At 65.8% G+C, this 20,956-nt stretch carries 22 protein-coding genes; 10 read left to right on the top strand and 12 right to left on the bottom strand.

Annotated features, from left to right (window positions below):
* The first annotated feature begins 733 nt into the window (after positions 1-733).
* From AC4D2R_RS17265 to AC4D2R_RS17280, 4 genes are all read left to right on the top strand, one after another.
* Complete coding sequence (locus tag AC4D2R_RS17265; protein WP_490941368.1) at positions 734-1,570, top strand: ABC transporter ATP-binding protein; 837 nt, start codon at positions 734-736, stop codon at positions 1,568-1,570.
* 8 nt (positions 1,571-1,578) lie between these two features.
* Positions 1,579-2,553 (top strand): ABC transporter substrate-binding protein, encoded by a 975-nt coding sequence (locus tag AC4D2R_RS17270; protein WP_490941331.1) that lies wholly within the window; start codon positions 1,579-1,581, stop codon positions 2,551-2,553.
* A 12-nt stretch (positions 2,554-2,565) separates the two neighbouring features.
* Complete coding sequence (locus AC4D2R_RS17275) at positions 2,566-4,710, top strand: iron ABC transporter permease (protein ID WP_490941332.1); 2,145 nt, start codon at positions 2,566-2,568, stop codon at positions 4,708-4,710.
* Positions 4,711-4,855: 145 nt separating this feature from the next.
* Positions 4,856-5,257, top strand: a complete 402-nt coding sequence (locus tag AC4D2R_RS17280; RefSeq protein ID WP_490941333.1) for a VOC family protein — start codon at positions 4,856-4,858, stop codon at positions 5,255-5,257.
* 147 nt (positions 5,258-5,404) lie between these two features.
* Here AC4D2R_RS17280 and AC4D2R_RS17285 read toward each other — a convergent pair whose 3' ends face one another.
* Together AC4D2R_RS17285 and AC4D2R_RS17290 are read right to left on the bottom strand one after the other, a co-directional pair.
* A complete protein-coding gene (locus AC4D2R_RS17285) occupies positions 5,405-6,241 on the bottom strand; it encodes an alpha/beta fold hydrolase (RefSeq protein WP_490941334.1) in 837 nt (278 codons plus the stop codon).
* Positions 6,238-7,182, bottom strand: a complete 945-nt coding sequence (locus AC4D2R_RS17290) for an NmrA/HSCARG family protein (RefSeq protein WP_490941335.1) — start codon at positions 7,180-7,182, stop codon at positions 6,238-6,240. The genes AC4D2R_RS17285 and AC4D2R_RS17290 overlap by 4 nt, the downstream gene beginning before the upstream one ends.
* Positions 7,183-7,230: 48 nt before the next feature.
* On the opposite strand from AC4D2R_RS17290, the gene AC4D2R_RS17295 reads away from it, so the two are divergent.
* Positions 7,231-7,785: a TetR/AcrR family transcriptional regulator gene (locus tag AC4D2R_RS17295; protein WP_490941336.1), complete on the top strand. Its 555-nt coding sequence runs from the start codon at positions 7,231-7,233 to the stop codon at positions 7,783-7,785.
* 174 nt (positions 7,786-7,959) lie between these two features.
* Positions 7,960-9,297, top strand: coding sequence for an APC family permease (locus tag AC4D2R_RS17300; protein ID WP_490941337.1), 1,338 nt, complete (start codon positions 7,960-7,962; stop codon positions 9,295-9,297).
* 22 nt (positions 9,298-9,319) lie between these two features.
* Here the strand turns inward: AC4D2R_RS17300 and AC4D2R_RS17305 are convergent, their stop codons facing one another.
* Together AC4D2R_RS17305 and AC4D2R_RS17310 are read right to left on the bottom strand one after the other, a co-directional pair.
* Complete coding sequence (locus AC4D2R_RS17305) at positions 9,320-9,844, bottom strand: GNAT family N-acetyltransferase (RefSeq protein ID WP_490941338.1); 525 nt, start codon at positions 9,842-9,844, stop codon at positions 9,320-9,322.
* 166 nt (positions 9,845-10,010) lie between these two features.
* Entirely contained in the window at positions 10,011-10,313 is a 303-nt protein-coding gene (locus AC4D2R_RS17310; protein WP_490941339.1) for a MarR family winged helix-turn-helix transcriptional regulator, read from the bottom strand.
* A gap of 333 nt (positions 10,314-10,646) precedes the next feature.
* On the opposite strand from AC4D2R_RS17310, the gene AC4D2R_RS17315 reads away from it, so the two are divergent.
* Both AC4D2R_RS17315 and AC4D2R_RS17320 read left to right on the top strand, forming a co-directional pair.
* A complete protein-coding gene (locus AC4D2R_RS17315; protein ID WP_490941340.1) occupies positions 10,647-11,093 on the top strand; it encodes a VOC family protein in 447 nt (148 codons plus the stop codon).
* A 186-nt stretch (positions 11,094-11,279) separates the two neighbouring features.
* Entirely contained in the window at positions 11,280-12,362 is a 1,083-nt protein-coding gene (locus tag AC4D2R_RS17320; protein WP_490941341.1) for an alpha/beta fold hydrolase, read from the top strand.
* Between the two features lie 148 nt (positions 12,363-12,510).
* Here the strand turns inward: AC4D2R_RS17320 and AC4D2R_RS17325 are convergent, their stop codons facing one another.
* From AC4D2R_RS17325 to AC4D2R_RS17350, 6 genes are all read right to left on the bottom strand, one after another.
* Positions 12,511-13,278, bottom strand: a complete 768-nt coding sequence (locus AC4D2R_RS17325) for an SDR family NAD(P)-dependent oxidoreductase (protein ID WP_490941342.1) — start codon at positions 13,276-13,278, stop codon at positions 12,511-12,513.
* Between the two features lie 81 nt (positions 13,279-13,359).
* Positions 13,360-14,340, bottom strand: coding sequence for a serine hydrolase domain-containing protein (locus AC4D2R_RS17330; protein ID WP_490941343.1), 981 nt, complete (start codon positions 14,338-14,340; stop codon positions 13,360-13,362).
* A gap of 88 nt (positions 14,341-14,428) precedes the next feature.
* Positions 14,429-14,695 (bottom strand): TipAS antibiotic-recognition domain-containing protein, encoded by a 267-nt coding sequence (locus AC4D2R_RS17335; RefSeq protein ID WP_490941369.1) that lies wholly within the window; start codon positions 14,693-14,695, stop codon positions 14,429-14,431.
* A 3-nt stretch (positions 14,696-14,698) separates the two neighbouring features.
* A complete protein-coding gene (locus tag AC4D2R_RS17340; protein WP_490941344.1) occupies positions 14,699-15,421 on the bottom strand; it encodes a DUF4386 domain-containing protein in 723 nt (240 codons plus the stop codon).
* Between the two features lie 202 nt (positions 15,422-15,623).
* Positions 15,624-16,532 (bottom strand): aminoglycoside phosphotransferase family protein, encoded by a 909-nt coding sequence (locus AC4D2R_RS17345; protein WP_490941345.1) that lies wholly within the window; start codon positions 16,530-16,532, stop codon positions 15,624-15,626.
* Between the two features lie 198 nt (positions 16,533-16,730).
* Entirely contained in the window at positions 16,731-17,513 is a 783-nt protein-coding gene (locus tag AC4D2R_RS17350; RefSeq protein ID WP_490941346.1) for an MBL fold metallo-hydrolase, read from the bottom strand.
* Positions 17,514-17,720: 207 nt separating this feature from the next.
* Between AC4D2R_RS17350 and AC4D2R_RS17355 the strand changes: the two genes are divergently transcribed.
* Entirely contained in the window at positions 17,721-18,389 is a 669-nt protein-coding gene (locus tag AC4D2R_RS17355) for an SDR family oxidoreductase (protein WP_490941347.1), read from the top strand.
* 88 nt (positions 18,390-18,477) lie between these two features.
* On the top strand, positions 18,478-19,128 hold the full coding sequence (locus AC4D2R_RS17360; RefSeq protein WP_490941348.1) for a GNAT family N-acetyltransferase: 651 nt from the start codon (positions 18,478-18,480) through the stop codon (positions 19,126-19,128).
* Positions 19,129-19,422: 294 nt separating this feature from the next.
* On the opposite strand, the gene AC4D2R_RS17365 is transcribed toward AC4D2R_RS17360, so the two are convergent.
* A complete protein-coding gene (locus AC4D2R_RS17365; RefSeq protein ID WP_490941349.1) occupies positions 19,423-20,364 on the bottom strand; it encodes an NAD-dependent epimerase/dehydratase family protein in 942 nt (313 codons plus the stop codon).
* Positions 20,361-20,954: a hypothetical protein gene (locus tag AC4D2R_RS17370; protein WP_490941350.1), complete on the bottom strand. Its 594-nt coding sequence runs from the start codon at positions 20,952-20,954 to the stop codon at positions 20,361-20,363. The genes AC4D2R_RS17365 and AC4D2R_RS17370 overlap by 4 nt, the downstream gene beginning before the upstream one ends.
* Positions 20,955-20,956: the final 2 nt, after the last annotated feature.

A 20,956-nucleotide genomic window follows, 5' to 3' on the forward strand; every position in this document is an offset into this window, starting at 1 on the left:
GCGCCGGTGCTGCCGTTGAGCTGACCCAGGGTCGAGGAATAGGAGCCGTCCGCTGCCATGGCAGGCGCGCCGGAGAGGGCCAGCATGCCGAGGGCGAGGGAGGGTACTGCGAGAAGCCGCATGTTCTTGTTCATTGAGACCGTTTCCTTAATGGTGCGGGTGTGAACACGTCGATTGTGTCCTCCAAGGTGATTCGACACACTTCAGCACCTGGATTGGTTGTCTATCCGATCAACAATGAAAGCACCCTTATTATTTGATTACCTACCTAATGTCGCAGCAAGGAGCCTTCAAGGGAAGGGGCAGGCGGGACCATTGTTACTAGCGGGACCTTGAGCTGTTTGGGCGCTTGCAACAAGGGGTGCTCTCGGGCGGGCCGTTGATCGCTGCCATGCGCGCCAAGGGGCGTAGTCCGAGGCGGGGGACTGTTCAGCTGCGGCGGGGCCAGGAACGGCGGCCTGCGGGGTTGGTGCCGGCCCCGAGAACGTTGGGGGACGACTCGGCGCCGGCACCACCGATTCGGTTCGAGCCGATTCGGTGCCCGCCCGTTGCGGAGGCGGGAGGGCGTTCTCATTTAATCACGGACTGACCAGTCTGTCTGCTGGGAAGGTGCGAATTTTTTTGGCCTGCCGGGGGAGGCGGTAACCGCCTGCCGGTCGTGCGATCAGGGCTGGCATCCACTGCCATTTACAGCAATAAGGTAAGCCTAAGCTAATGTTCAAATGTGATTGAGATGAGGGAACCCGCGGGACTTGAGGCCAGCAACCTCGTGCTCCGCTATGGGGACAGGGACGTGGTCCATGGCGCAGGGGTGAAGCTGGAGCCAGGTCGGATCGTCGCCCTCGTGGGGCCCAACGGCAGCGGCAAGTCAACCCTGCTGCGGGCACTTGCCCGGTTGCATGCGGCATCCTCCGGAACGGTCAGAGTGCGGTCCGTCGACGGCGAAGCTGCTGATGCGCTGATGATGAAGCGCAGCGACTTCGCCCGGCATGTGACTCTGCTGTCGCAGAGCCGTCCGGTGCCGCACGGGCTGAGTGTCCGGGATGTCGTCGAGTTCGGTCGGCACCCGTACCGGGGCCGGTGGCGTGCCGCCGACCCTGAGGGGCCCTCGGCCGTGGAGGGCGCCATGAGCCTCACCGGCATCACCGACCTTGCGGGCCGGGGCGTCCACGAACTCTCCGGCGGCCAGCTGCAGCGCGTCTGGCTGGCGAGCTGCCTGGCGCAGAACACCTCGGTGCTGCTGCTCGACGAGCCCACCAACCACCTGGACCTGCGCTACAAGGTGGAGATCTTCGACCTGGTTCACGATCTTGCCCGCCTGCACGGGGTGGCCATCGGTGTTGTGCTGCACGACCTCGACGAGGCCGCCGCACTTGCCGATCACGTGGTGGTGCTCTCAAAGGGCCGCATCGCGGCCGCCGGACCGGCCCACGAGGCACTCGACGCGGACCTGCTCAGCGACGTCTATTCCATTCCCATCGTCACCCATACCGACCCGCTGACCGGCAGGCTGCGCACCCGCGCCGTCGGACGGTACAGCCACAGCCCCAACCACCACACCGAAAGGTAAATTCGTTCATGAAGATCCATAAGGCCTTGGCCACCACTGCGGCCCTGGCGCTGCTGCTGACCGGCTGCGGAACAACTGAAGACCCCGCAGGTTCTGCCTCGAACAGCCCCAGCGGCGGAGACTCCGTCACCCTGACCGACGCACGCGGCGTCGACGTGGAGCTCGACGGCCCGGCAGAGCGCGTGGTCGGCACCGAGTGGAACGTTGTCGAAAACCTGGCAACCCTCGGTGTCCAGCCGGTCGGTGTGGCCGACATCAAGGGTTACAACGCCTGGGTCACGGCCGGCAAGCTGGATGGCACCGCCACAGACATCGGCACCCGCGGCGAACCCAGCCTCGACACCATCGCATCCCTGGACCCGGACCTGATCGTCGCAACCACCGACCTGGCCGATGCCGTCATCACCCAGCTTGAAGATCTTGCCCCCGTCATTGTCGTGAAGTCCGCCGATGCCAGCCGGCAGATCGACCAGGCAGAAGAGAACCTCAAGCTCGTCGCTGAAGCGACCGGCACTGAGGCCAAGGCCGACGAGGCCATCGCGGCGTTCGACGCGGCCGTTGCCGAAGGAAAGGATGCCCTCGGGAAGGCAGGGCTGGCCGGGTCCCGGGTTGCTTTCGCCGATGGCTGGGTCGCTGACGGAAAGGTTTCCATCCGACCCTTCACCAAAGGCGCGTTGTTGACCGACATCAACACCGAGCTCGGCCTGGACACGCCCTGGACGCTGGAAGGGGACCCGGCCTATGGGCTTGCTTCAACCGACGTCGAGGGCCTGACCTCACTGGACGCCGACAGCTTCGTCTACATCACCAACGACGCCGATGGCGACTTCACCGAGGAACTGGCCGACAATGCCGTGTGGAAGTCGCTGCCGTTCGTTGAATCCGGCCAGGTGCACCGCCTTGACGACGGGATCTGGATGTTCGGCGGCCCAGCCTCAATGACCCAGTACGTCAAGGCCATCACCGCGGCGCTGACCAAGTAACGCCACCGCGTCATGACCGAGACTGTGAAGAGGGCCGCTGCGGGTGCCCGGCCCGCCACGACCGTACCGACGGCCGTGGCGGGTGCTCCCGCGCCGTCAGCCGCGGGGCCCCGGGGGCGGCCTTGGGTCGCCGTACTTGCCGGGTGCGGACTGGTGATCCTGGTCCTCTTCTCCTCGATCCACCTCACTCAGGGCACGGCCGACGTCGGCCCCGTCCAACTGCTGGGCCTGCTGTCCGGCGGCGGCTCCGATCAGGAGGCCGCGGTGCTGATCGCCTCACGCATCCCCCGGCTGCTGGCAGGGATCCTCGTGGGCGTGGCGCTGGGGGCGGCCGGGGCTGCATTGCAGTCGGCCACACGCAACGTCCTGGCATCCCCGGACACCCTTGCGGTCAACGCCGGCGCCCACTTTGCCATTGTCGCGGCTGCAGCCTTCGGAGCGGCCCTCCCCGCCCTGCTGTCCGGCGGTCTCGCCTTCGCTGGCGGCCTGGCCGCCGCGATACTGGTGCTTGCCTTGTCCGGTGCAGGCGCCAAAAGCAATGGTCCCATCCGCCTGGTGCTGGCCGGGACAGCGCTTGCCTTGGGGCTGCACTCGGCCACCAGCGCGCTGCTGCTGCTCTTCAGCCAGGAGACCACCGGTCTCTACGCGTGGGGCCAGGGCAGCCTCGCCCAATCCCGGCCCGACGAACTGCTGCAGTTCACACCGGTGGTCGTGGCGGCCACCGCAGGACTGTTCTTCCTCTCCCGCCGGCTCGATCTCCTCGGCCTGGGCGAGGATGCCTCCCGCCTGGCAGGGGCGGATCCCCGCTTTGCCCGCGTGAGCGCCGTCGTCCTTGCCGTCGTCCTCTCCGCCTCAGCGGTGACGATCGCAGGTCCCATCGGATTCGTGGGATTGTGCGCACCGGCCATCGTGCGCCTGCTTGCATCCCGCGTCCGCGGCCTGGGGCGGCACCGGGCGCTACTGCCCATGTCCGGCCTCGCCGGTGCGGTGGTGGTCATTGGAGCCGACGTCCTGGTCCGAGTGGTCCTGGGCGCACAGGCCGGCGTGGAGGTGCCGACAGGAGCGGTGACCACCGTCTTCGGTGCCGTGTTCTTGGTGATCCTGGCACTGCGGATGTCCGATTCCGGCCTGAGCGTCGCCGGGGACGCTCTGGCGCGCGTGCGCTCGCGCAGGTTCTTCCTCGCAGTGTTGCTTGGCCTGATGGTGCTCCTGGTCGGGTTGCTGGTGGCCGGTTCGTTGCTGGGTGATGCGAAACTGCTGCTCGGGGACCTGACCAACTGGCTCACCGGCCGGTCCGGCAACCGCGTCAGCGCCGTTCTGGATACCCGGATGCCGCGCGTGATGGCTGCAGTGCTCGCCGGAGCGGCGCTCGCGGTCGCCGGCGCCTTGATCCAAGCAGTCTCCCGGAATTCCTTGGCGGAGCCCAGCATCCTCGGCGTTTCCGGAGGCGGTGGCCTCGCGGCGATCCTCGTCATCACTACGGTCCCCCTGGCCGGTTCATGGTTGATCACCGGGTCGGCGCTCGCGGGATCGGCGGTTGCGGCGCTGCTGGTTTTCGGACTGGCGTTCCGCGCCGGGCTGCAGCAGAACCGCCTGGTGTTGATCGGCATTGGGGTCTCCGCCGGGCTCGCGGCGATCATCACCGTCCTTCTGGTGAGCACCGACCCCTTCAACCAGACGAAGGCCCTGACCTGGCTCTCCGGCTCCACCTACGGGCGGACCTTCGGATCCATCCTGCCTCCGATTGTGGCGCTCGTTGTGGCACTGCCCGTGCTGGCAGGCCTGCGGCGTGATCTCGACCTGATCGCGGTCGACGATGACTCTCCGCGCGTGCTGGGCGTCCGGCTCTCCGGCTCCCGGCTGCTGCTGCTCGCCACAGCGGTCCTGCTCACGGCCGGGGCGGTCTCGTCGGTGGGCGTGATCGCCTTCGTGGGACTGGTTGCACCGCATGCCGCCCGCAGTCTGGTGGGCGCGCGGCACGTCCGCGTGCTCCCCGCTGCAGCGCTGATCGGAGCCTGCACCGTGCTCCTCGCGGATGTGATTGGCCGGACGGCTATCGCCCCCGCACAGATCCCTGCCGGCATCATGACAGCGCTCGTGGGCGCCCCGTACTTCGTGTACCTCCTACGGCGCTCACGCGTGGACCGAGCCGCCTGAGGATTCACTCAAGCGTTGTGCGGGTCGGGTCCGCCGGACCCTCCAGGTGGCTTATCTCTTTGCCACTTCAGGATGCCATTGCCGTAGCTATTGGCGTGGCCCGAACGGCACCCGCAGGGAGGGCGGGTGTCTGTATGCTGTGCGCATGACGGCGCCGCAGATCTATGTCAACTTCCCCGGCAGCGCGCGTGAGGCGCTCGGCTTCTATGCTGAGGTTTTCGGCGGAGAGCTTTCCTTGTATACGTACGAAGACTTCGGGCGCAGCGATGGCCCCCGGGATGCCATAGCTCACGGAGTACTCAACGGCGTTGTCGCTCTGGCTGGTTCGGATGCGGCAGCGGGCGAAAAGAGCGTCCGGGTCGAAGGCATGATGCTCTCATTGCTGGGGGCCGCCGAACCGGCGGTTCTCCATGAGTGGTTCGACAAACTCGCTGCCGGCGGCTCGGTCGTCGACCCCCTCGGCCCGAAGCCCTGGGGAGCTTCCGATGGGCAGGTCATCGACCGCCACGGACTCCACTGGCTCATCGGTTACGAACCCGACCTGTGAGCACTGCGGTGTTGGCTGATCGAGTCGATGCCCGCAGGACCTACCGCAGAGGGCTCCCATGTCCGAGTATGTCCGTTCGGCCGATGGCACCGGCACCGCGTTTGATCTCCACTGCTCGGGGCCGGGACTGATCCTGATCGGGGAACGCTATTCCGGCGTGTTCGGGCCGGCCCGATGGAGCAGGTCGCGGATTGCCCGCACCACGGCCGCTGGGTCCTCGTGGGGGCTGATGTGCCCCCCGCTGCTGATGGTGACCGTCGCACGGGGCGCAGCGGTGCGGAGATTCTCCCGGAGGCGGGGAGGCAGAACGTAATCATGAGCGCCGGCAAGGATCGACACGGGTATTTGGAGGCCTGCGAGTTCACCGACCAAGGCTGGAGGTTGAAGAATCACCGCGTCGAGTGAGCGCGCAAGATCACGACCTCGACGGCTGGTGAGACGGTCAACCATTGAGTCAACCAAGTCCGGCTGTGCCGTCAACATCGCCGGCTCGTAGAGCGTGGCAGCTGCCCGTCGCGCGAAGAACCGGGTTGATCCTGTCGCAAGCAGCAGGGCCCGCTGCAGGTGGAAACCGGCCCTCGCAATGCCCTGGGCGCGCGTCAGGGGCGTGTTGATGAGGGCGAGGGCGGCAACCCGGTCCGGATGATGTAATGCAAGGCGGGCCGACACCATTCCACCCCAGGAATGACCAGCCAGGACCACGCGGTCGAGCCCATAGGCGTCAAGGACCGCGAGGACGCTCTCGACGTGCTCGTGGAGGGACCACGCATGCGTGGGCGCGTTGCTCCGGCCGTGTGCAGGGCCGTCGATGAGGATCACATTGCAATCCCGAAACCCTGGCACCACATCGTTCCACAGGGTCGAGTCCATGAAGATGCCGTGAGTCAGGACGAGGGTGGGGGCGTCGGCGTGTGCCCTGTGAATTTCAGTCACCAGCTCCGCGAGCGCGGTGCTCACCACCCGCTGTTCGTGGGCGGCCATCATGAGGCTGCCCGGTCAGTGGACTCCGCAGCGGCCGGAGCCCGATTGGGTCCATGGTGGGTCAGATACTGCTCGAATGTGGTCAGCGCCGGTATTTCAGCAGGCGGAGGGTCGTCGAACGAGAAGTTGACCTGCTCGTGCCATTGCAACTGGGTGGTGAATTCCCGATTCAGCCGCCGTGCCACGACGGTCGGGATCCGACACCGCGGCAGGCGTCGTCCCGTGCTGCGGCTGTATCTCGCCCGTATTTGCCCGACCGTCAGTTCGTCGCCGGCGAGATTCAGTTTCCCGCCGACGAAGCGATTCGGATGCAGGAAGGCAAGCGTTGCAATCCTACCAATGTCATCGACGGCGAGCAGATGAAGTTTGGTGGTCGACGAGAGCGTCCCGGCCAGCATCGGGATCAACAGGGAGCCGCCGGAACGACGGTCGCCGAAGTTGTCCATGAAGAAGACGGTCCCGAGGAACGTACGCTGCAGCCCCATGTCGTCAATGATCTTCTCGATCTCCCGCTTGCTCGTGAAGTGGTCGGGAAGCCATGAGCCGGCGGGTGCGTCCGCCATCGTCGACTGCACCACGTGCTCCACGCCCGCTTCGCGGGCAGCCCTTGCAACTGTTAGGCCCTGGGCCACCTCGCCGGACCGTCCGACGCCGGCGCCCCAATAGTCCTGCACCGAGAACACGCCGGAGGCTCCATCAAATGCGCTGCGGAGGCCTCCCGGGCGGGTGAGGTCGGCCTGAAACAGCTCAACGCCGGCGCGCTGCAGGGCTTGAGCCGCCCCGGAATGAGGATCGCGGGTCACCACACGGACCGACGCCCGGGCCCGCAGCAGGTGCCTCACCACGGCACCTCCCTGACGGCCCGTGCCACCTGTGACCGCCACCACCAATCTCGATGCGTCGGGAGGAGTGCCATCGACGCTTGGATAAGGAAAAGTGTCCATACATGAGTGTAGAGAGTGACCAGTCACTCTTTCAAGTAGTATTAGGTCATGACTTCACCACGCTCTCTCTCAACCGCAGATGCACGGCGCACGGCCGTCCTCGCCGCTGCCACCGGTGAGTTCGCGCGCCACGGATTCGCCGGCGCGTCGACCGCACGCATCGCGGCAGCGTCCGGAATAGCGCACTCATATCTGTTCAAGCTGTTCGGCAGCAAGAAGGCCCTGTTCGTGGATGTCTCACAACTCGTCTATGAACGTATCGAACGACGGTTCGATGTGGCGGCCAAGGCAAACGTGGAAGACCCGCTCACGGCAATGGGCGAGGCCTACAGCGAGCTCCTCCGCGAGAGGGAGCAACTCCTCGTGCTGACTCACGGGTTCGCCGCCGCCGACGTCCCCGAACTGGGTTCTGTGATCCGCGGCTACTACTTGGGGCTCTATCGCGCGGTTCTCGACATGTCCGGCGCCGACGCGCAGCGCGTGCAAGGCTTCTGGGCCCACGGGATGCTCATGACTATCGCGGCGGCGCTGGATCTTCCGGACGCCTCCAGCGACGACCCATGCGTCAGTCAGATGCTCGCGGGGCCTCGGGCCGGAACCTGAGTCGCCGAGCCGCCTTGTCAGCAATCAATGAACCGCGGCATGAGGCCGGCGGCGGTCATGCGACTGAGGTTCCTCCGCGGGTTGCGCACGCGATCACGCCTTTGGGGAGACTTTCCTGACCGAGCTGTCTCACAGTTTGTTGCACCACGGCGTAAAAAGGACTCCAATGGTGCGATGGCGACTGAAACCAGCACGACCGAACCGGGTGCACACGGCGGACTGAAGCGGGCGGTCGGGGCGCCGTTGCTGTTCGCGTTCATCGTGGGCGACACCCTTGGGGCGGGTATCTATACCCTTGTGGGCTCCATGTCCGCCGACGTCGGGGGCGTGATCTGGCTGCCGCTGCTCATCGCACTGGTGGTTGCGCTCCTCACCGCGGGGACCTACGCGGAGCTGATCACCAAGTATCCGCACGCAGGTGGAGCCGCGCGGTACGCCGAGCGCGCCTTCAAGGTTCCCTATGTGTCGTTCCTCGTCGGATTCCTGATGATGGCCTCGGGCATCACCACGGCTGCGGCTCTGGCGAATGCCTTCGCCGGCGACTACCTGGCAGCGCTCATCGACGTGCCGGCCGCCCCGGCGGCGGTGGTCTTCATCATCCTGCTGACGCTGATCAACCTCCGCGGCGTCCGGGAATCTCTCGGCGCAAACCTCGTCGCGTCGATCATCGAGGTGACCGGCCTTGTGCTCGTCATCGTGGTCGCCGCCATCGTGCTCGGCAGCGGTAACGGGGAACCAGCCAGGCTTCTCGAATTCGCCCCGGACGTGTCGCCACTGGGCGGTGCCTTCGCGGCATCCGTTATTGCGTTCTTCTCCTTCCTTGGCTTCGAGGCAGCCGCCAACATGGCCGAGGAGGTGCGCGATCCCTCCAGGGCATACCCCCGTGCCCTTTTCGGAGCCATCGGCACCGCGGCGGTCGTCTACCTCCTGATCGCACTTGGCGCGGTCATCGTCCTGCCTCCGGCCGAACTGGCGGAATCCACCGGTCCGCTGCTCGACGTGGTGCGGGCCAGCGGAGTGGGAATCCCGCTTTGGCTGTTCAGCCTGATCGCGCTGGTGGCCATCGCCAACGGCACCCTGCTGTTCATGGTCATGGCCAGCCGCGTCGGCTACGGCCTCTCGGAAGCGAAGCTTCTTCCCGATGCGTTCTGCCGCGTGCTGCCGAACCGGCGCACGCCGTTTGTATCGATCATCGTCGTCGCCGTCCTGACGATCATTTTGACCCTCGCCGGAAACGTCAACTCACTGGCCGAGACCACCGTGCTGCTGCTGCTTCTGGTGTTCCTGTCGGCCAATGTCAGTGTGCTCGTCCTCAAGAAGGACAAGGTCGAGCACGACCACTTCTCGGTGCCCCGGATCGTGCCGATCCTCGCGACTATCGCAAGCATTGTGCTGCTGGCCCAGCAGTCCGGGATCATCTGGCTCGGTGCTATCGCCTACGTGGTGGTCGGGTCGCTGCTCTACCTCGCCGCCCGCGCCGGCCGGAAGCGGGAGGAGCGCGTCTCGGGCTAGCGTCAAGTGGTGGGAAACGTATTCAGAGGAAGGTCCGGCTGTGGCGGCTCTCCATTACTGGAGGGTTGAACCGGGTGTCTTCCAGGGTCCCGCCGTCGGGCTTCCATCCGCGGGTGGTGTAGAAACCGATGGCGCGGTGGTTGTTTTTCTCAACCCAGAGGAAAGCCCGCTCGTATCCGAGATCCTGCAGGTTTTGTTCGGCGGCGGCGAATAGCGCCGATCCGATTCCTTGGGCCCACCAGTTCGGGTGCACGTTGAGCGCATAGAGCTGTCCCGTCCCGGGTTCGTCGTCCGCGGCGGGCGGGCCCACGATCACGAAGCCGGCCACTTCACCTGAAACCTCGGCAAGCAGGGGTGCCATTCGCTGTGTCGAAACAATAATGCCGCGGCGCCAACCCTCGGTCATCCGCTCAACGTCCATTCCGTCGAGGTATTCATCGGTCATCACACCCCGGTAAGCCGCGCGCCACGCTGCTGCGTGCACCTCGGCCAAACTGCGGGCATCCCGCTCCAGCGGCGGCCTGATGACGACACGTAACCGATCCATCGCCCGAACCTATCAGGGACGAGGTGCGTCTCACGGCAAGACGGGCGGTGGCCGAGGAGCCGGAAGTTTTGGGCTCCTGTTCGTGAGTGGATTTTCGACGTCGGGCCGGGGTACCGCCGAGTCCCGGGCATGATGAAACCCGGAGGGTCTGCGTAACTGTCTCTCGTCAGGCAGGAGCGGCTTCGAGGCGGGTGATGATGGTGATCAGTCCTTTCCGCAGAATCTGGTCCGACAACCCCGATGATTGCGCGGAGGCCCTAGCCAGGTCATCGATGGCCCGTACGACCGTGTTTCCACGGTTCGTGATGCGGGTGCGCATTGAGCGCCCATCCCGTGTGTTGCGGGCCCTCAACACCAGTCCCTTGAGTTCGAGCTTCTCGAGAACCTTGCCCATGGTCTGGGCCTGAACATGAACGAGGGCGGCAAGATCGGTTTGGCTGACCGGGCCACTGTCTGCGAGTGCCTTCAACGTGGTTGCTCCAGCATGGCTAATGTCCAAGTCCGTCAAACGCCGGTTTTGGTGATGTTCGTTCAATCGGGCGGCGGTACTCAACAAGCGACTGGTTGTCCAGTGTGCTGTATTCACGTACACCTTCTTCCTTCCCCCTGTTGACTACCCTAACGGCCACTCATGGCCGTGCAGACCAATGGCCGGCGGCTGTCCTCCCTGCCCGGGGAATTATCTCCGGCCCCACCGGGTTGATACACATACAGGATGACATGATCCTAAATCAGGAGTACCGGGGAGATCCCCGGACCCCGCACAGCACGCCCCCCACCCCCCACCCTGTAAGGAATGAAAGTGGACTACAAGTTCGAACTGGCCGTCCTCCCGGTCTCCGACGTCGCACGCGCCAAGGCGTTCTACGACAAGCTCGACTGGCGCCTCGACGTCGACATCCAGGGCGAGGGCGGCTTCCGGGCCGTGCACTACACCCCCACCGGATCCCCGGCCTCCTTCATCATCAGCAACGGCCTCACCGACGCCGCCCCCGGCTCCACCCGCGGCACCTACCTTGTCGTTGACGACGTCGAGGCGGCCCGCGCCGACATCGCCGCCCGCGGCATCGAGATCACCGAGGTCTTCCACGAGGCCCAGGGTGGGATCCCCAGCGTCAACAAGGAAGGGCGCACCCCGGGCCTGGCCCCCGAGCGCGCCAGCTACTTCTCCTTCGCGATATTCAACGACCCCGACGGCAACGAATTCATCCTCCAGGAAATCACCACCCGCTTCCCCGGACGCATCTAACCCCACCCGGCTCGGGGGCTAGGACCGTTGCCGCCTCCTGCCTCCTAGCCTCCGCAGCGGCCGATGCCCGGCGCACCAGCGCCGGGCATTGGTTCAAGTCATCTCCTCACTCTTCCGCCGGCAGGGAGCGAATCTTCCCGGCGACAACCTCCATAACCTTCGGTGAGTCTCAAGAAAGGGGCCTCTATGCCCAACCCTGCTTCCGATTCAGATCAGGAAAATCTCCACGCAACGTCGCAGCGTCCCGCCCGGCGTGCACGACGCAGGTGGATCGGCGCCGCAGCGGCGATCGCCGCCGCGCTCGTGGTCGGCTCGGTGTCGACCGGGGCCTCAGCTTCCAAACCGGGGCCGGAGAGCTGGGTGACCAGCGGGCCGAAGCTGCCTGCAGGCTTCAGCGACACCTTCGAGAGCCGCTTCGTCGAGGCCAACGGCATCCGCCAGCACGCGGTTGTCGGTGGTGAGGGTCCGGCGGTGCTGCTGGTGCATGGATGGCCGGAGGACTCGTACGCGTGGCGTTCGGTGATGCAGCCGCTGGCCGAGAGCCACACCGTGATCGCCGTCGACCAGCGCGGCATCGGTCTGACCGAAAAGCCCGCCGACGGATACGACACGGCCACCCTGGCCGATGACCTTGCCGCGCTCATGACCGAACTGGGCCATGAGAGGTTCTCCGTGGTCGGCCACGACACCGGATACTTCATCGGCTATGCCCTGGCCGCGGACCACCGCGACCGGGTCGAGCGCTTCGCCGGGGTCGAGGTTCCAGGCCCTCCCGGGATCACCAAGGGCGGCCCGCCGCTGTTCACCGATGAGCCGACCAACAACCGGCTCTGGCACATCCCCTTCAATCGGGTGGACGACGAACTGATCGTGAACCTGGTCCGCAACAGTGCCGAGGAGTTTTACCGTTACGAGTACCGGATTCAGGGCGGCGGGTACACCCCGCCGGAGGACGCGATCAAGTACTACGTCAAGCAGTACAACCACGACAGGGACAGCCTCCGCGCCAGCTTCGAGCTCTACCGCGAGTGGGACGCCCTGGTCGCGCAGAACGCCGAACGGGCCAAGACCCCGCTGACCATCCCCGTCATCGGCATCGGTGGAGAGAAGAGCTGGGGGCCGGCAGCCGCGGCGGGCATCAAGGCCGCCGCCCCGCAGGTGCAGACCGCCGTCATCCCCGGCGCCGGCCACTGGGTCGCCGAACAGACACCCGAGGAACTGGTCAAGGTACTGCGCACCTTCCTGGCTCCCACGGGAACCGCCCAGTAGCCACCGCCCGACCGCGGCAAGCCCATTGAAGCCCATCACCGTCCCGGTGGTGGGCTTCAATGGTGCCGGACTGCAGGATTTCTGCAACGGCTCACTCCAGCAGCACCGGACGCTTGCCGCCCGTAAGCCGATTCATCACCGGACGAAGCTAGTGGACCGAGAATCCGCCATCGACGATGACTAACTGTCCAACGACGTACGCCGAGGCGGTGCTGGCCAGGAATACGGCTGCTCCGGCAAAGTCCTCCGGCACGCCGTTCCGTCCGATGAGTGTGCGTGCAGCCAATGTCCGGACGGTGCCCGGGTCTGAACTGAGTCGCTGATTCAAGCGGGTCTGCACGAAACCCGGCACCAGCACATTCGCGGTAACGCCACATGGTGCCCATGCTTCAGACTGCGACCTGGCGAGGGCCTCGATTGCTGCTTTCGACACCCCGTAGGCGCCACTTGAAGCGAACGGACGGTGTGCCTGCTGGGAGCTGATGTGGATGATTCGCCCGAAACCGCGTTCCGCCATGCCCGGGGCGAGTCGCTGGCCGAGGATGAATGGTGCCTCGAGGTTTACCTGCATGGTTGCGTCCCAGGTGGCCTCATCGAGCTCGGGCATAGACGGGCGAAGATTGATACCGGCCGAATTCACCAGGATGTCGACATCTCCGGCAGCACCGGCAAGAGCGTGCGCCCCCTGGCGGGTCGAGAGGTCCGCGACGATGCCATCACCGGAGCCCCCGGCCGTACGTAATTCCCTGACCGCGGCATCGATCGTCACACGGGTCCGGGCAGCGACGAGCACATGGGCACCCGCTGCGCCGAGTGCCAGGGCGATGGCTTTGCCAATCCCTGAGCTTCCTCCTGTAACGAGTGCTACGCGCCCATTCAAGCCGAAAAGATCACGCAGGTATGTTGACTGGTCCATCGCCTGAGCTTAACAACACCCACCATGGCTGGCCTGCAGGTCCAGGTAGCTTCGATCCAGCCCGGGTTGACGGGTACGATTTCACCTTCTGGATTCGGAAGTCCTAGTGAATTCCGTCAGAAGCCGAAACCCCTGCCTGTCGACAGACCTGTGAGCCGCCGCAAGCACCACAACTCCGGTTCCGGCGTCTCGGTCGAGTCCGATCCAACTGCTGAACCCCCCGGTGGCGCCGTTGTGCCAGGTGATCTCGCGGCCCCGATGCTCGAGCGTGATCCACCCCGCACCGATACGGACCCGAGGGGTGAATTCCGCAACCGGCTCGAGGGCGGAAAGGCCCCGTGCTGTCCCGTCGAGGACCGAATGAAGGAAGCCGCGCATGGTGCCTATGGTCGCGCGGACGCCTCCCGCCGGCGCAACGGCTTCACCCACCCATGCGGACTGCGGGCGTCCGAATCGACTGAATCCCTTTAGATCCGCGCGCCCGAGGTCCTCCGCGTGCGCGGGAGTCGAGAACCCGGCACCCAAGACCTCCTGCAGGAGTCGTTCGTAGGTGCTCCCTGCGGCTGTCGCGACGGCGTGCCCGAGCAACTGAAAACCCAGGTTCGAGTATCTGGGCCGAGGGACGCCAAGGCGCAAGTTGCGCGTCTGGTCCAGGAGATCGGTCAGCGAATCACCGTAAGGGTTTTCACCTCGGATCAAGAACTTAAGGTTTCGGCGCAGTGGGTGCATCCCTGGCGGCAGGCTGGGGAGACCGGAGCGGTGAGTAGCCAGGGAACCCAGGGTCACGGAGCCAACCTCGCCGTGATCCTCAAGCGGAAGCACCTCGCGAAGGACTGTCGTCGGTGCCACGAGGCCGCGCTCGGTCACATCCCGGTACAACATGCCGGTGAGCGCCTTCGAGATCGACCCAATTTCGAAAGATGACTGATGGCCGGAACCCACCGTCGCTGTCATCTCACGCTGGGGAGTAACTACCGCCACTGCTGCCGCGGGCGCTTTCGACCGGAATGCGCGGTCGGCGGCGCGCACAAGTTCAGTGTCCCCGCTCCATTCGGTCTTCACTACGAGCTTTCCCTCCTGACCACAAGTTCGACATTCAACCGAATCCACTCCAACCCCGGTCCAGAACCCCAAAAGGTGGTGCTGCTTTTCACAGGCGGGCCTGCGCGTACTTGGTGATGGCCGTGACCAGGAATTCGACCATGTCCTCGTGGTAACCGTTATGGAATCTACGCATGTCCTCGTTCTCCTCGTAAAACAGTGCCATGCCAATGTAGGCCTCTCTGCTGGGCGTGTAGAACCGACGGGCAATCCGGTAGTGCTGCTCGATCCGTTCCTGGCCTCTCGGGGTGGGGCCGACATTTGTGCTTCGCGGCCTCGAGCACCTCCGAAGATCCGAAGAGCCGGATTGCCGCAGCCCTCACCGGACGGCCGAGGCGAGGCCGGAATCGTCGGCAGGGGTTGTGAGGATGTTCACCGGGCGGAAGCCCTTGACGATGAGCCACACGGCCAGGCTCAGCTCCCAGGCGAACACGGGGAGCGCGACGATCAGACCAACGGTGGAAAACTGCCCATAGGCACCGAACATGACGGCGACCGCGGAGAGGGAGATCAATGCCCCGCCGGCCAGCCCGAGCACGGCGATCGGACGGGGGACCAGGCGCGACGAGTACATCAGCGCGGCCAGCAGCAGCGAGGCGGCACCGAGGGCGAAGTTCGGCCCGAACAGGACCGTCCACTCGCGCAGGGCCACCAGCGAGGAGCCGATGGTGGAAAGTACGTCAGGGTCGGTATCCGCGTCTCCGGCGAACTGCCGGCGTAGCGTGACGATCGACAACAGGCTGAGGATCCCGATGAGAATTACCGCCGCCTCCAGCAGGCGCGCCGCGACGAACGCCAGCGCGAGACGCTCGCTCTGCCGCTTCAGGATCGGATACAGCGTCACGGCGGTGCCGACGGCGGCAACTACCAAGAGGAGTTCGAAAAGCGCGCCCAAGAGGATCCTGTCATCCACCCCTGCGCCGGTGATGTAGCCGGTGTCTGTCAGGATCGGGCGGTGAAGGGCGGCTCCCACAATCGCGCCCACCTCGGTGAGCAGGAAAAAAACTCCGGCGGTGACGGCGGTCGGTCTGGACAGGTTCATGATTCTTCCCTTGGCTGAAGGTGTACGACGTACACTCAATAGGAAGAACGCTAAGGTGTACACCGTACTCCTGTCAAGAGATGTCCTTCGCGACAGCTGAGTGGCGGCGGGGTACTCTCTGCCGGCGGGACGAGCTGTGCCGCTTCGTGCTTTTCACGTTGTCCACGTCATCGGCCCCGCCCAATATGGGAAGGCTGCCGGCCTAGGCGTGGAGGTCCTGCTCGATAACTCGTAGCCTGCCGGCGCATTCCCGTGCGAATTCCGGCCAGGTCGACCAGTAGTAGGGGACCCCCGCCAGCGCGATGGTCAGCGCCCACGCGCGGGCCCGCAGCCGCACTTCGGCATCCAGGCCCAGTTCCTCGGCGTACGCCTTCCTGGCTTCGAACGGCAGATCCCAACCTGCCGCATGTTCGCAAGTCGGATTCCCGACGGAGAGGCCGCCGAAGTCGACCACTCCCACCAGGACGCCGTGTCGGACGAGGAGGTTGGACGGCTTGAGGTCGGTGTGCATCCACGTATGCGGAACCAGCGGTTCCTCCAGGGTGACGGCCTCATCCCAGATGGACGTCAGGCGGTCCAGATCCAGCTCGAGTCCTTCCAGCGAACGGCATGCAGCGAGGTTCTCCAACGTCCCGCGGGACCGGTCCCGCAGACTGCCGCCGCGGTAGGAAAACAGAGAACCTTCCCGCCGAGCGCCCATCAACTCCGCGCTGTGGAGTGCTCGGACGAAACCCGCTAGGTCACGGCCGAGCCGGGGTAGATCCTCCACGAGTTCGGGATGCAACGCGGTGCCCTCGATCCACCGGTAGACCGACCACGCGAACGGATAGCCGACATCGGGGCTGCCTTGTGCAACCGGCTCGGGAATGCGCAGCGGCAGCCACGGTGCCAGACGCGGCAGCCATTCCTGTTCCTTAGCCACATCGACCGCGGTGCCGGAGGTGCGCGGCAATCGCACCACCAGGTCATCGCCCAGGCGGAACATGCGGTTGTCGGTGCCGTGCCCGGCCGGGGTGAGGGCCAGATGCTCCCAATCAGGGAACTGGCGATCGATGAGCCGGCGCACCGTCTCTTCACCGATCCCGACTTCGTCCGCGTGCAGGGGTGCCATGGCGTTAACTCAAACACAGGTCACCCGCACCAACGACATGCCCGTCTCTGGGTGCAGGTACACCGGCTGCGGAGGCAACAACGCCTGCCAACGGCCCGCCGGCTGATTGCTGTTCAAGGGGCTGGCCGTCACCGCGGGAATCGAATCCGGCCTTTCGGCACCCGCACCGCTGCAGCCGGACTAATCGGTGGCGGGCCGTCAGGCAGGGGAGTGGAGATATTCCAATTGGGCTGCCACCGAGCTCTCGGCCGCCCGCCGCACGGACGGGTCGGCTTCGGCGTAGACGATGTCGGTGACCTGCCGTACTCCCGCATCGGGCCCAAGCTGTGTCACGGCGGCGCGGATCTGGGCGAGGCGGTCCAGGCGGTGCGTGCGGTAGGTGCGGACAACGGCGTCCAGTGCCGGCAGGACGGGGCCATGGGCCGGCAGCACCGTGGCCGGTCCCAGCAATTCGAGCCGGTCCAGTGAAGACAGGTAGTCGCCGAGGCGGCCATCGGGGTGATCGAGCATCGTGGTTCCGCGGCCCAGGACGGTGTCCCCGGTGAGGACGGACCCTGCCGGGCCGTCGAGGGGAAGGTGGAAACAGATCGAATCCGAGGTGTGTCCCGGCGTGGCCACCACCCTGATTTCCGTTCCGGCAACGGACAGGACTTCGCCTCCCTGTATCGGTGGTCCTCCGATGCAGTATTCCGGGTCGGCGGCGCGGACGGGTGCACCCGTCAGTTCGTGGAGGCGCACGGATCCGGCCGTGTGATCGGCGTGGCGGTGCGTGATCAGGATCAGTTCCACGGGACCGGCGGCGAGCTCCTGAAGGTGCTTCTCGTCCAGTGGCCCTGGGTCCACCACGACCGACCCGGGGTGACTGTCCGCACCGATCAGGTACGAATTGGTGCCCTCGAGGCTCATCGGTCCGGAGTTCGGTGCGAGCCTGAAGCGTGTCAGGGCGGTGGAGCGGGCCTGGGTGGAATCTTCGGCAGTCACCGTTCCATCGTCGCACCACTGTCCGGGCGGTACCGGACTCGCTGATTCGCCGGCGTTCATTGAGCGAACCTACCTCATCCGGTATCCGCCTCCAGAGTGTACGCTGTACACTCTGGATCGTGAACGGTCATGCAGAACCACGAGGAGCTCACATGAGAACCGCCAAGAAGCCATCCCTGAATACCAACCGTCGCGCCCTGGTCTTCGGTGGGCGGACAGGAGCCCGGCTCGGTCCCCTGGTCGGAGCAGAAGCTCAGGAACGAGTACAAGCGCCTGGGCGCCTACGAAGCGTCAAAGGTCGAAAGCGACGCGGTCGTACAGGCAGCCGCGGAGGATCTCGGAGTGGCGCTGACCATCGCCAACCCGGCTTCGGTTATCGGCCACTCGGTCACCGGTGAGTCGGACCAGGTCCTGGGCCTGGCGACCACTGTCCGCGACCTGGTCACCGGCAGGCTGCCCGCCGTGCCGGGCAACTCGAAAACGTTCGTGCCCGTGGTCACCGTTGACTACCTTGCCCGGTTCCTGACGCTGTTGCCGATGCAGGAGGAGACCTGCGGAAAGTCCTACTGGATTCTCGATGACAGCACCCCGGTGCTCCCTGAGCTGCTGCGGCTGATCGGCCGGCACCATCACGTGCGGGTGCCGCGGCTGCGCATTCCCGTCGGGATCGTGAAGCGGCTGCCGCGTGCCATCACCGGCGCAGACCCCGAGACGCTAAGCTTCCTCGCCTCGGACAGATATCCCACCGGACCGGCCAACGGGTTGGCGGAGCAGCACGGACTCGCGCATCCGGAGGTCACCCAGGCCTTGAAGCGATGGAGCGACTATCTGATTGCCGGCGCGTCCGGGCGGGCCTCTGTCATCCCGGCGGTGTAGCCAAGTCAGTGCATTATTTACCCGGGGCACCCTCAGCAACTGCAGCAGCTATCAGCAAAACCACCCGTCATGCAGAGAGAAAGATGGAATGACCATAACCAAGAGCTCCCGATCAGGGTCCATCCCTGTCCATTTCGAAACACCCCGTCTGCGCGTCCGCCCGTTTGTTGCGGCGGACGCTGAGGCCTTCACGGCCTATCGAGCCCATCCCGACGTCGAGCGGTACCAAAGCTGGAGCAATTACACCATCGAACAGGGCCGAGCCCTCATCGACCCAATGCACGACGCCCTGCCGGGCGTACCGGGGCAGTGGTACCAGTTCGCCCTCGAGGAGCACGAGGGCGGCGCCCTCATTGGTGACCTCGCATTGAAGGTGGATGCCGCCGAACCGAGTATGGCCGAATTGGGGTTCACCCTCGCGCCCGAGCATTGGGGGAACGGCTATGGCCTTGAGGCAGTCCAGGGGCTGCTCCGCTACGCTTTTGGGACACTGCACCTCCGCCGCCTCACCGCGGTCACCGATGCCCTCAATCATTCCGCGGCCCTGCTTCTCGACCGGGTGGGGATGCGGAGGGAGGCGTATTTCCACGAGAACATCTTCTTCAAAGGAGCATGGGGAAGCGAGTACGCTTTCGCGATACTGGACCGGGAATGGGCAGCTGGGCGCGGGGTCGAACTGGATCCGCTGATGACCCGATCCGGGCTTGAGACCGGAAAGAAGCCCCCGTCTCGGGGTTAACTTCATAGGAGAACAAGCAGGATAGAACCACCATGGACTGACCCATCCCCGATCCAGTCGCAGGGTTACCACAGCCGGCGCCAACCCCAAGGTAAACATCGAGATAGTGCGATGGGAGCTGCAGCGGGTGGATGCACCCGCACTCCTGGCCTTTTCCGGGCACCGGGCCGAGGATCAAAGAGCAAGAGACGCTCATGGCCACGCCCCGGCAGCGGGTAGGTGGTTCCGGTGAGTTCTGCTGATGCTCTCCAACCGGCTCATGGTTCTGTACTGCCCGGTGCAGTCGGTGAGGGATCACCCCGGGGTGTAACTGAGGACCGTCCCGGCAAGGGCCTGTTCGATGGGGGTGGCCTTCAGTCCCAACCGGTGTGCGGCCTTGCTGCTGTCGACAATGAAGGGTTCATCGAACTGGTACTGCATTTCGATAAGTTCACGCACCGTGGGGTTGAACAGACCCAGCGCGCGCAGCATCAGGGGTGGAACGGTGCGCAGGCTGGTGTCGTCCTGCCCGGCCGCGCGGTAGATGTTGTCCACCAGCTGCCGGGTGGTGCGGGTATGCGGGTCGTTGGGCAGGTGCCACACCTCACCCGGGGTATCGGGGTGCTCACCCAGCACGGCCAGGCCCTCACCGATGTCGGGGATATAGGTGTAGGTGTGGGGCTGGTCCGGGTTGCCCAAAACGGTGGCCGGCTTCCCGGCGAGGGCTGCGGGAACCACCCGGTCCCCGAGGTTGGACTGGGCGCCTCCGCGGGGGCCGAAGTAGTCCGAGGCGCGGCCGATGGCCACCTGGACCCGGCCGGCGCGGTGGGCGGTGAGCAGTTCCTGCGCCATCTGTGCCCGGAGCTTTCCCTTGGAGGTGTGGGCGTTGTCCGGGCGGTCCTCGGTGAGCGGGCGCCCGTTGGGCCGCCCGTACATGTAGACGTTCTCCATGCTCACCATCCGCGCCCCGGTGGTTTCGGCGGCGGCGAGCACGCCGGCCTGCAGGGTGGGAAACAGCTCGGTCCACCGGGAGTAGGGCGGATTCAGGGTCTGATAGATGACCGCGGCTCCCCGGGCGGCGCGCACGGTGAAGCCCGGGTCGGCCGCGTCACCGCCGAGAACTTCGACGCCACCGGGGGCCGGTGCGTGGCCGGAGCGGTTGACGAGCCTGACCCGGCGTCCGCGGCGCAGCAGGGCATCGCAGGTTGCCAGGCCGATGGCTCCGGTGCCGAAGACGACGTGCAGTTCCGTACTCATGGCGCCCCCGCCGCTGCGCCTGAGGACCGGCGGATGAGCGCCGGGCGGTGGGGGAGGAGCCGGTGGAGCAGGAGTCCGGAGGCCGCCGAGAAGACCAGGGCGCCGCTGGAGCCAAAGACGATGAACTGCGCGTCCACCCCGACTCCGATCAGGGTGGTGACACTCCAGCCCAGTGCCCACAGTGCGGGCATGGCCGCGGCCCAGATCCAGCGGCTGCGGGCGCCGCGGGGCAGGGCCAGGGCCTGGGCGGCTCCGAGCACCAGCCCGTTGAGGACCCCCATCAGGATCAAATCGGCCAGTGACGTACGGTAGCCCGTCACCACTGATCCCACGGCCAGCCCGGCGCCCATGCCCAGAACGCTGGTCGGAATCCAGGTCTTGGCGTGCAGGCGGCGGCCGCTGAGCAGCACCTGAGCTGTGCCGATGAGCAGCCCCACGAGGGCTCCGCCGGCCAGGGCGGCGGCGGGGCTGTCGATACGGCCCACTGCCAAGGTGCCGGTGACTCCGGCCAGCGGCAGGGCGGGAAATCCGGCCGTCCACAGGAGCCAGCCGCGCAGGGTGCCGGGCCGGGATACTTGAGTGCTGTTCATGG

Source organism: Arthrobacter sp. TJ-217, assembly GCF_058269255.1.

Excerpts from the sequence above, each read along its gene's own strand:
- AC4D2R_RS17265 (WP_490941368.1), top strand. The coding sequence starts at position 734 with ATGAGGGAACCCGCGGGACTTGAGGCCAGCAACCTCGTGCTCCGCTAT.
- AC4D2R_RS17270 (WP_490941331.1), top strand. The coding sequence starts at position 1,579 with ATGAAGATCCATAAGGCCTTGGCCACCACTGCGGCCCTGGCGCTGCTG.
- AC4D2R_RS17275 (WP_490941332.1), top strand. The coding sequence starts at position 2,566 with ATGACCGAGACTGTGAAGAGGGCCGCTGCGGGTGCCCGGCCCGCCACG.
- AC4D2R_RS17280 (WP_490941333.1), top strand. The coding sequence starts at position 4,856 with ATGACGGCGCCGCAGATCTATGTCAACTTCCCCGGCAGCGCGCGTGAG.
- AC4D2R_RS17285 (WP_490941334.1), bottom strand. The coding sequence starts at position 6,241 with ATGATGGCCGCCCACGAACAGCGGGTGGTGAGCACCGCGCTCGCGGAG.
- AC4D2R_RS17290 (WP_490941335.1), bottom strand. The coding sequence starts at position 7,182 with ATGGACACTTTTCCTTATCCAAGCGTCGATGGCACTCCTCCCGACGCA.
- AC4D2R_RS17295 (WP_490941336.1), top strand. The coding sequence starts at position 7,231 with ATGACTTCACCACGCTCTCTCTCAACCGCAGATGCACGGCGCACGGCC.
- AC4D2R_RS17300 (WP_490941337.1), top strand. The coding sequence starts at position 7,960 with ATGGCGACTGAAACCAGCACGACCGAACCGGGTGCACACGGCGGACTG.
- AC4D2R_RS17305 (WP_490941338.1), bottom strand. The coding sequence starts at position 9,844 with ATGGATCGGTTACGTGTCGTCATCAGGCCGCCGCTGGAGCGGGATGCC.
- AC4D2R_RS17320 (WP_490941341.1), top strand. The coding sequence starts at position 11,280 with ATGCCCAACCCTGCTTCCGATTCAGATCAGGAAAATCTCCACGCAACG.
- AC4D2R_RS17325 (WP_490941342.1), bottom strand. The coding sequence starts at position 13,278 with ATGGACCAGTCAACATACCTGCGTGATCTTTTCGGCTTGAATGGGCGC.
- AC4D2R_RS17340 (WP_490941344.1), bottom strand. The coding sequence starts at position 15,421 with ATGAACCTGTCCAGACCGACCGCCGTCACCGCCGGAGTTTTTTTCCTG.
- AC4D2R_RS17345 (WP_490941345.1), bottom strand. The coding sequence starts at position 16,532 with ATGGCACCCCTGCACGCGGACGAAGTCGGGATCGGTGAAGAGACGGTG.
- AC4D2R_RS17360 (WP_490941348.1), top strand. The coding sequence starts at position 18,478 with ATGACCATAACCAAGAGCTCCCGATCAGGGTCCATCCCTGTCCATTTC.
- AC4D2R_RS17365 (WP_490941349.1), bottom strand. The coding sequence starts at position 20,364 with ATGAGTACGGAACTGCACGTCGTCTTCGGCACCGGAGCCATCGGCCTG.
- AC4D2R_RS17370 (WP_490941350.1), bottom strand. The coding sequence starts at position 20,954 with ATGAACAGCACTCAAGTATCCCGGCCCGGCACCCTGCGCGGCTGGCTC.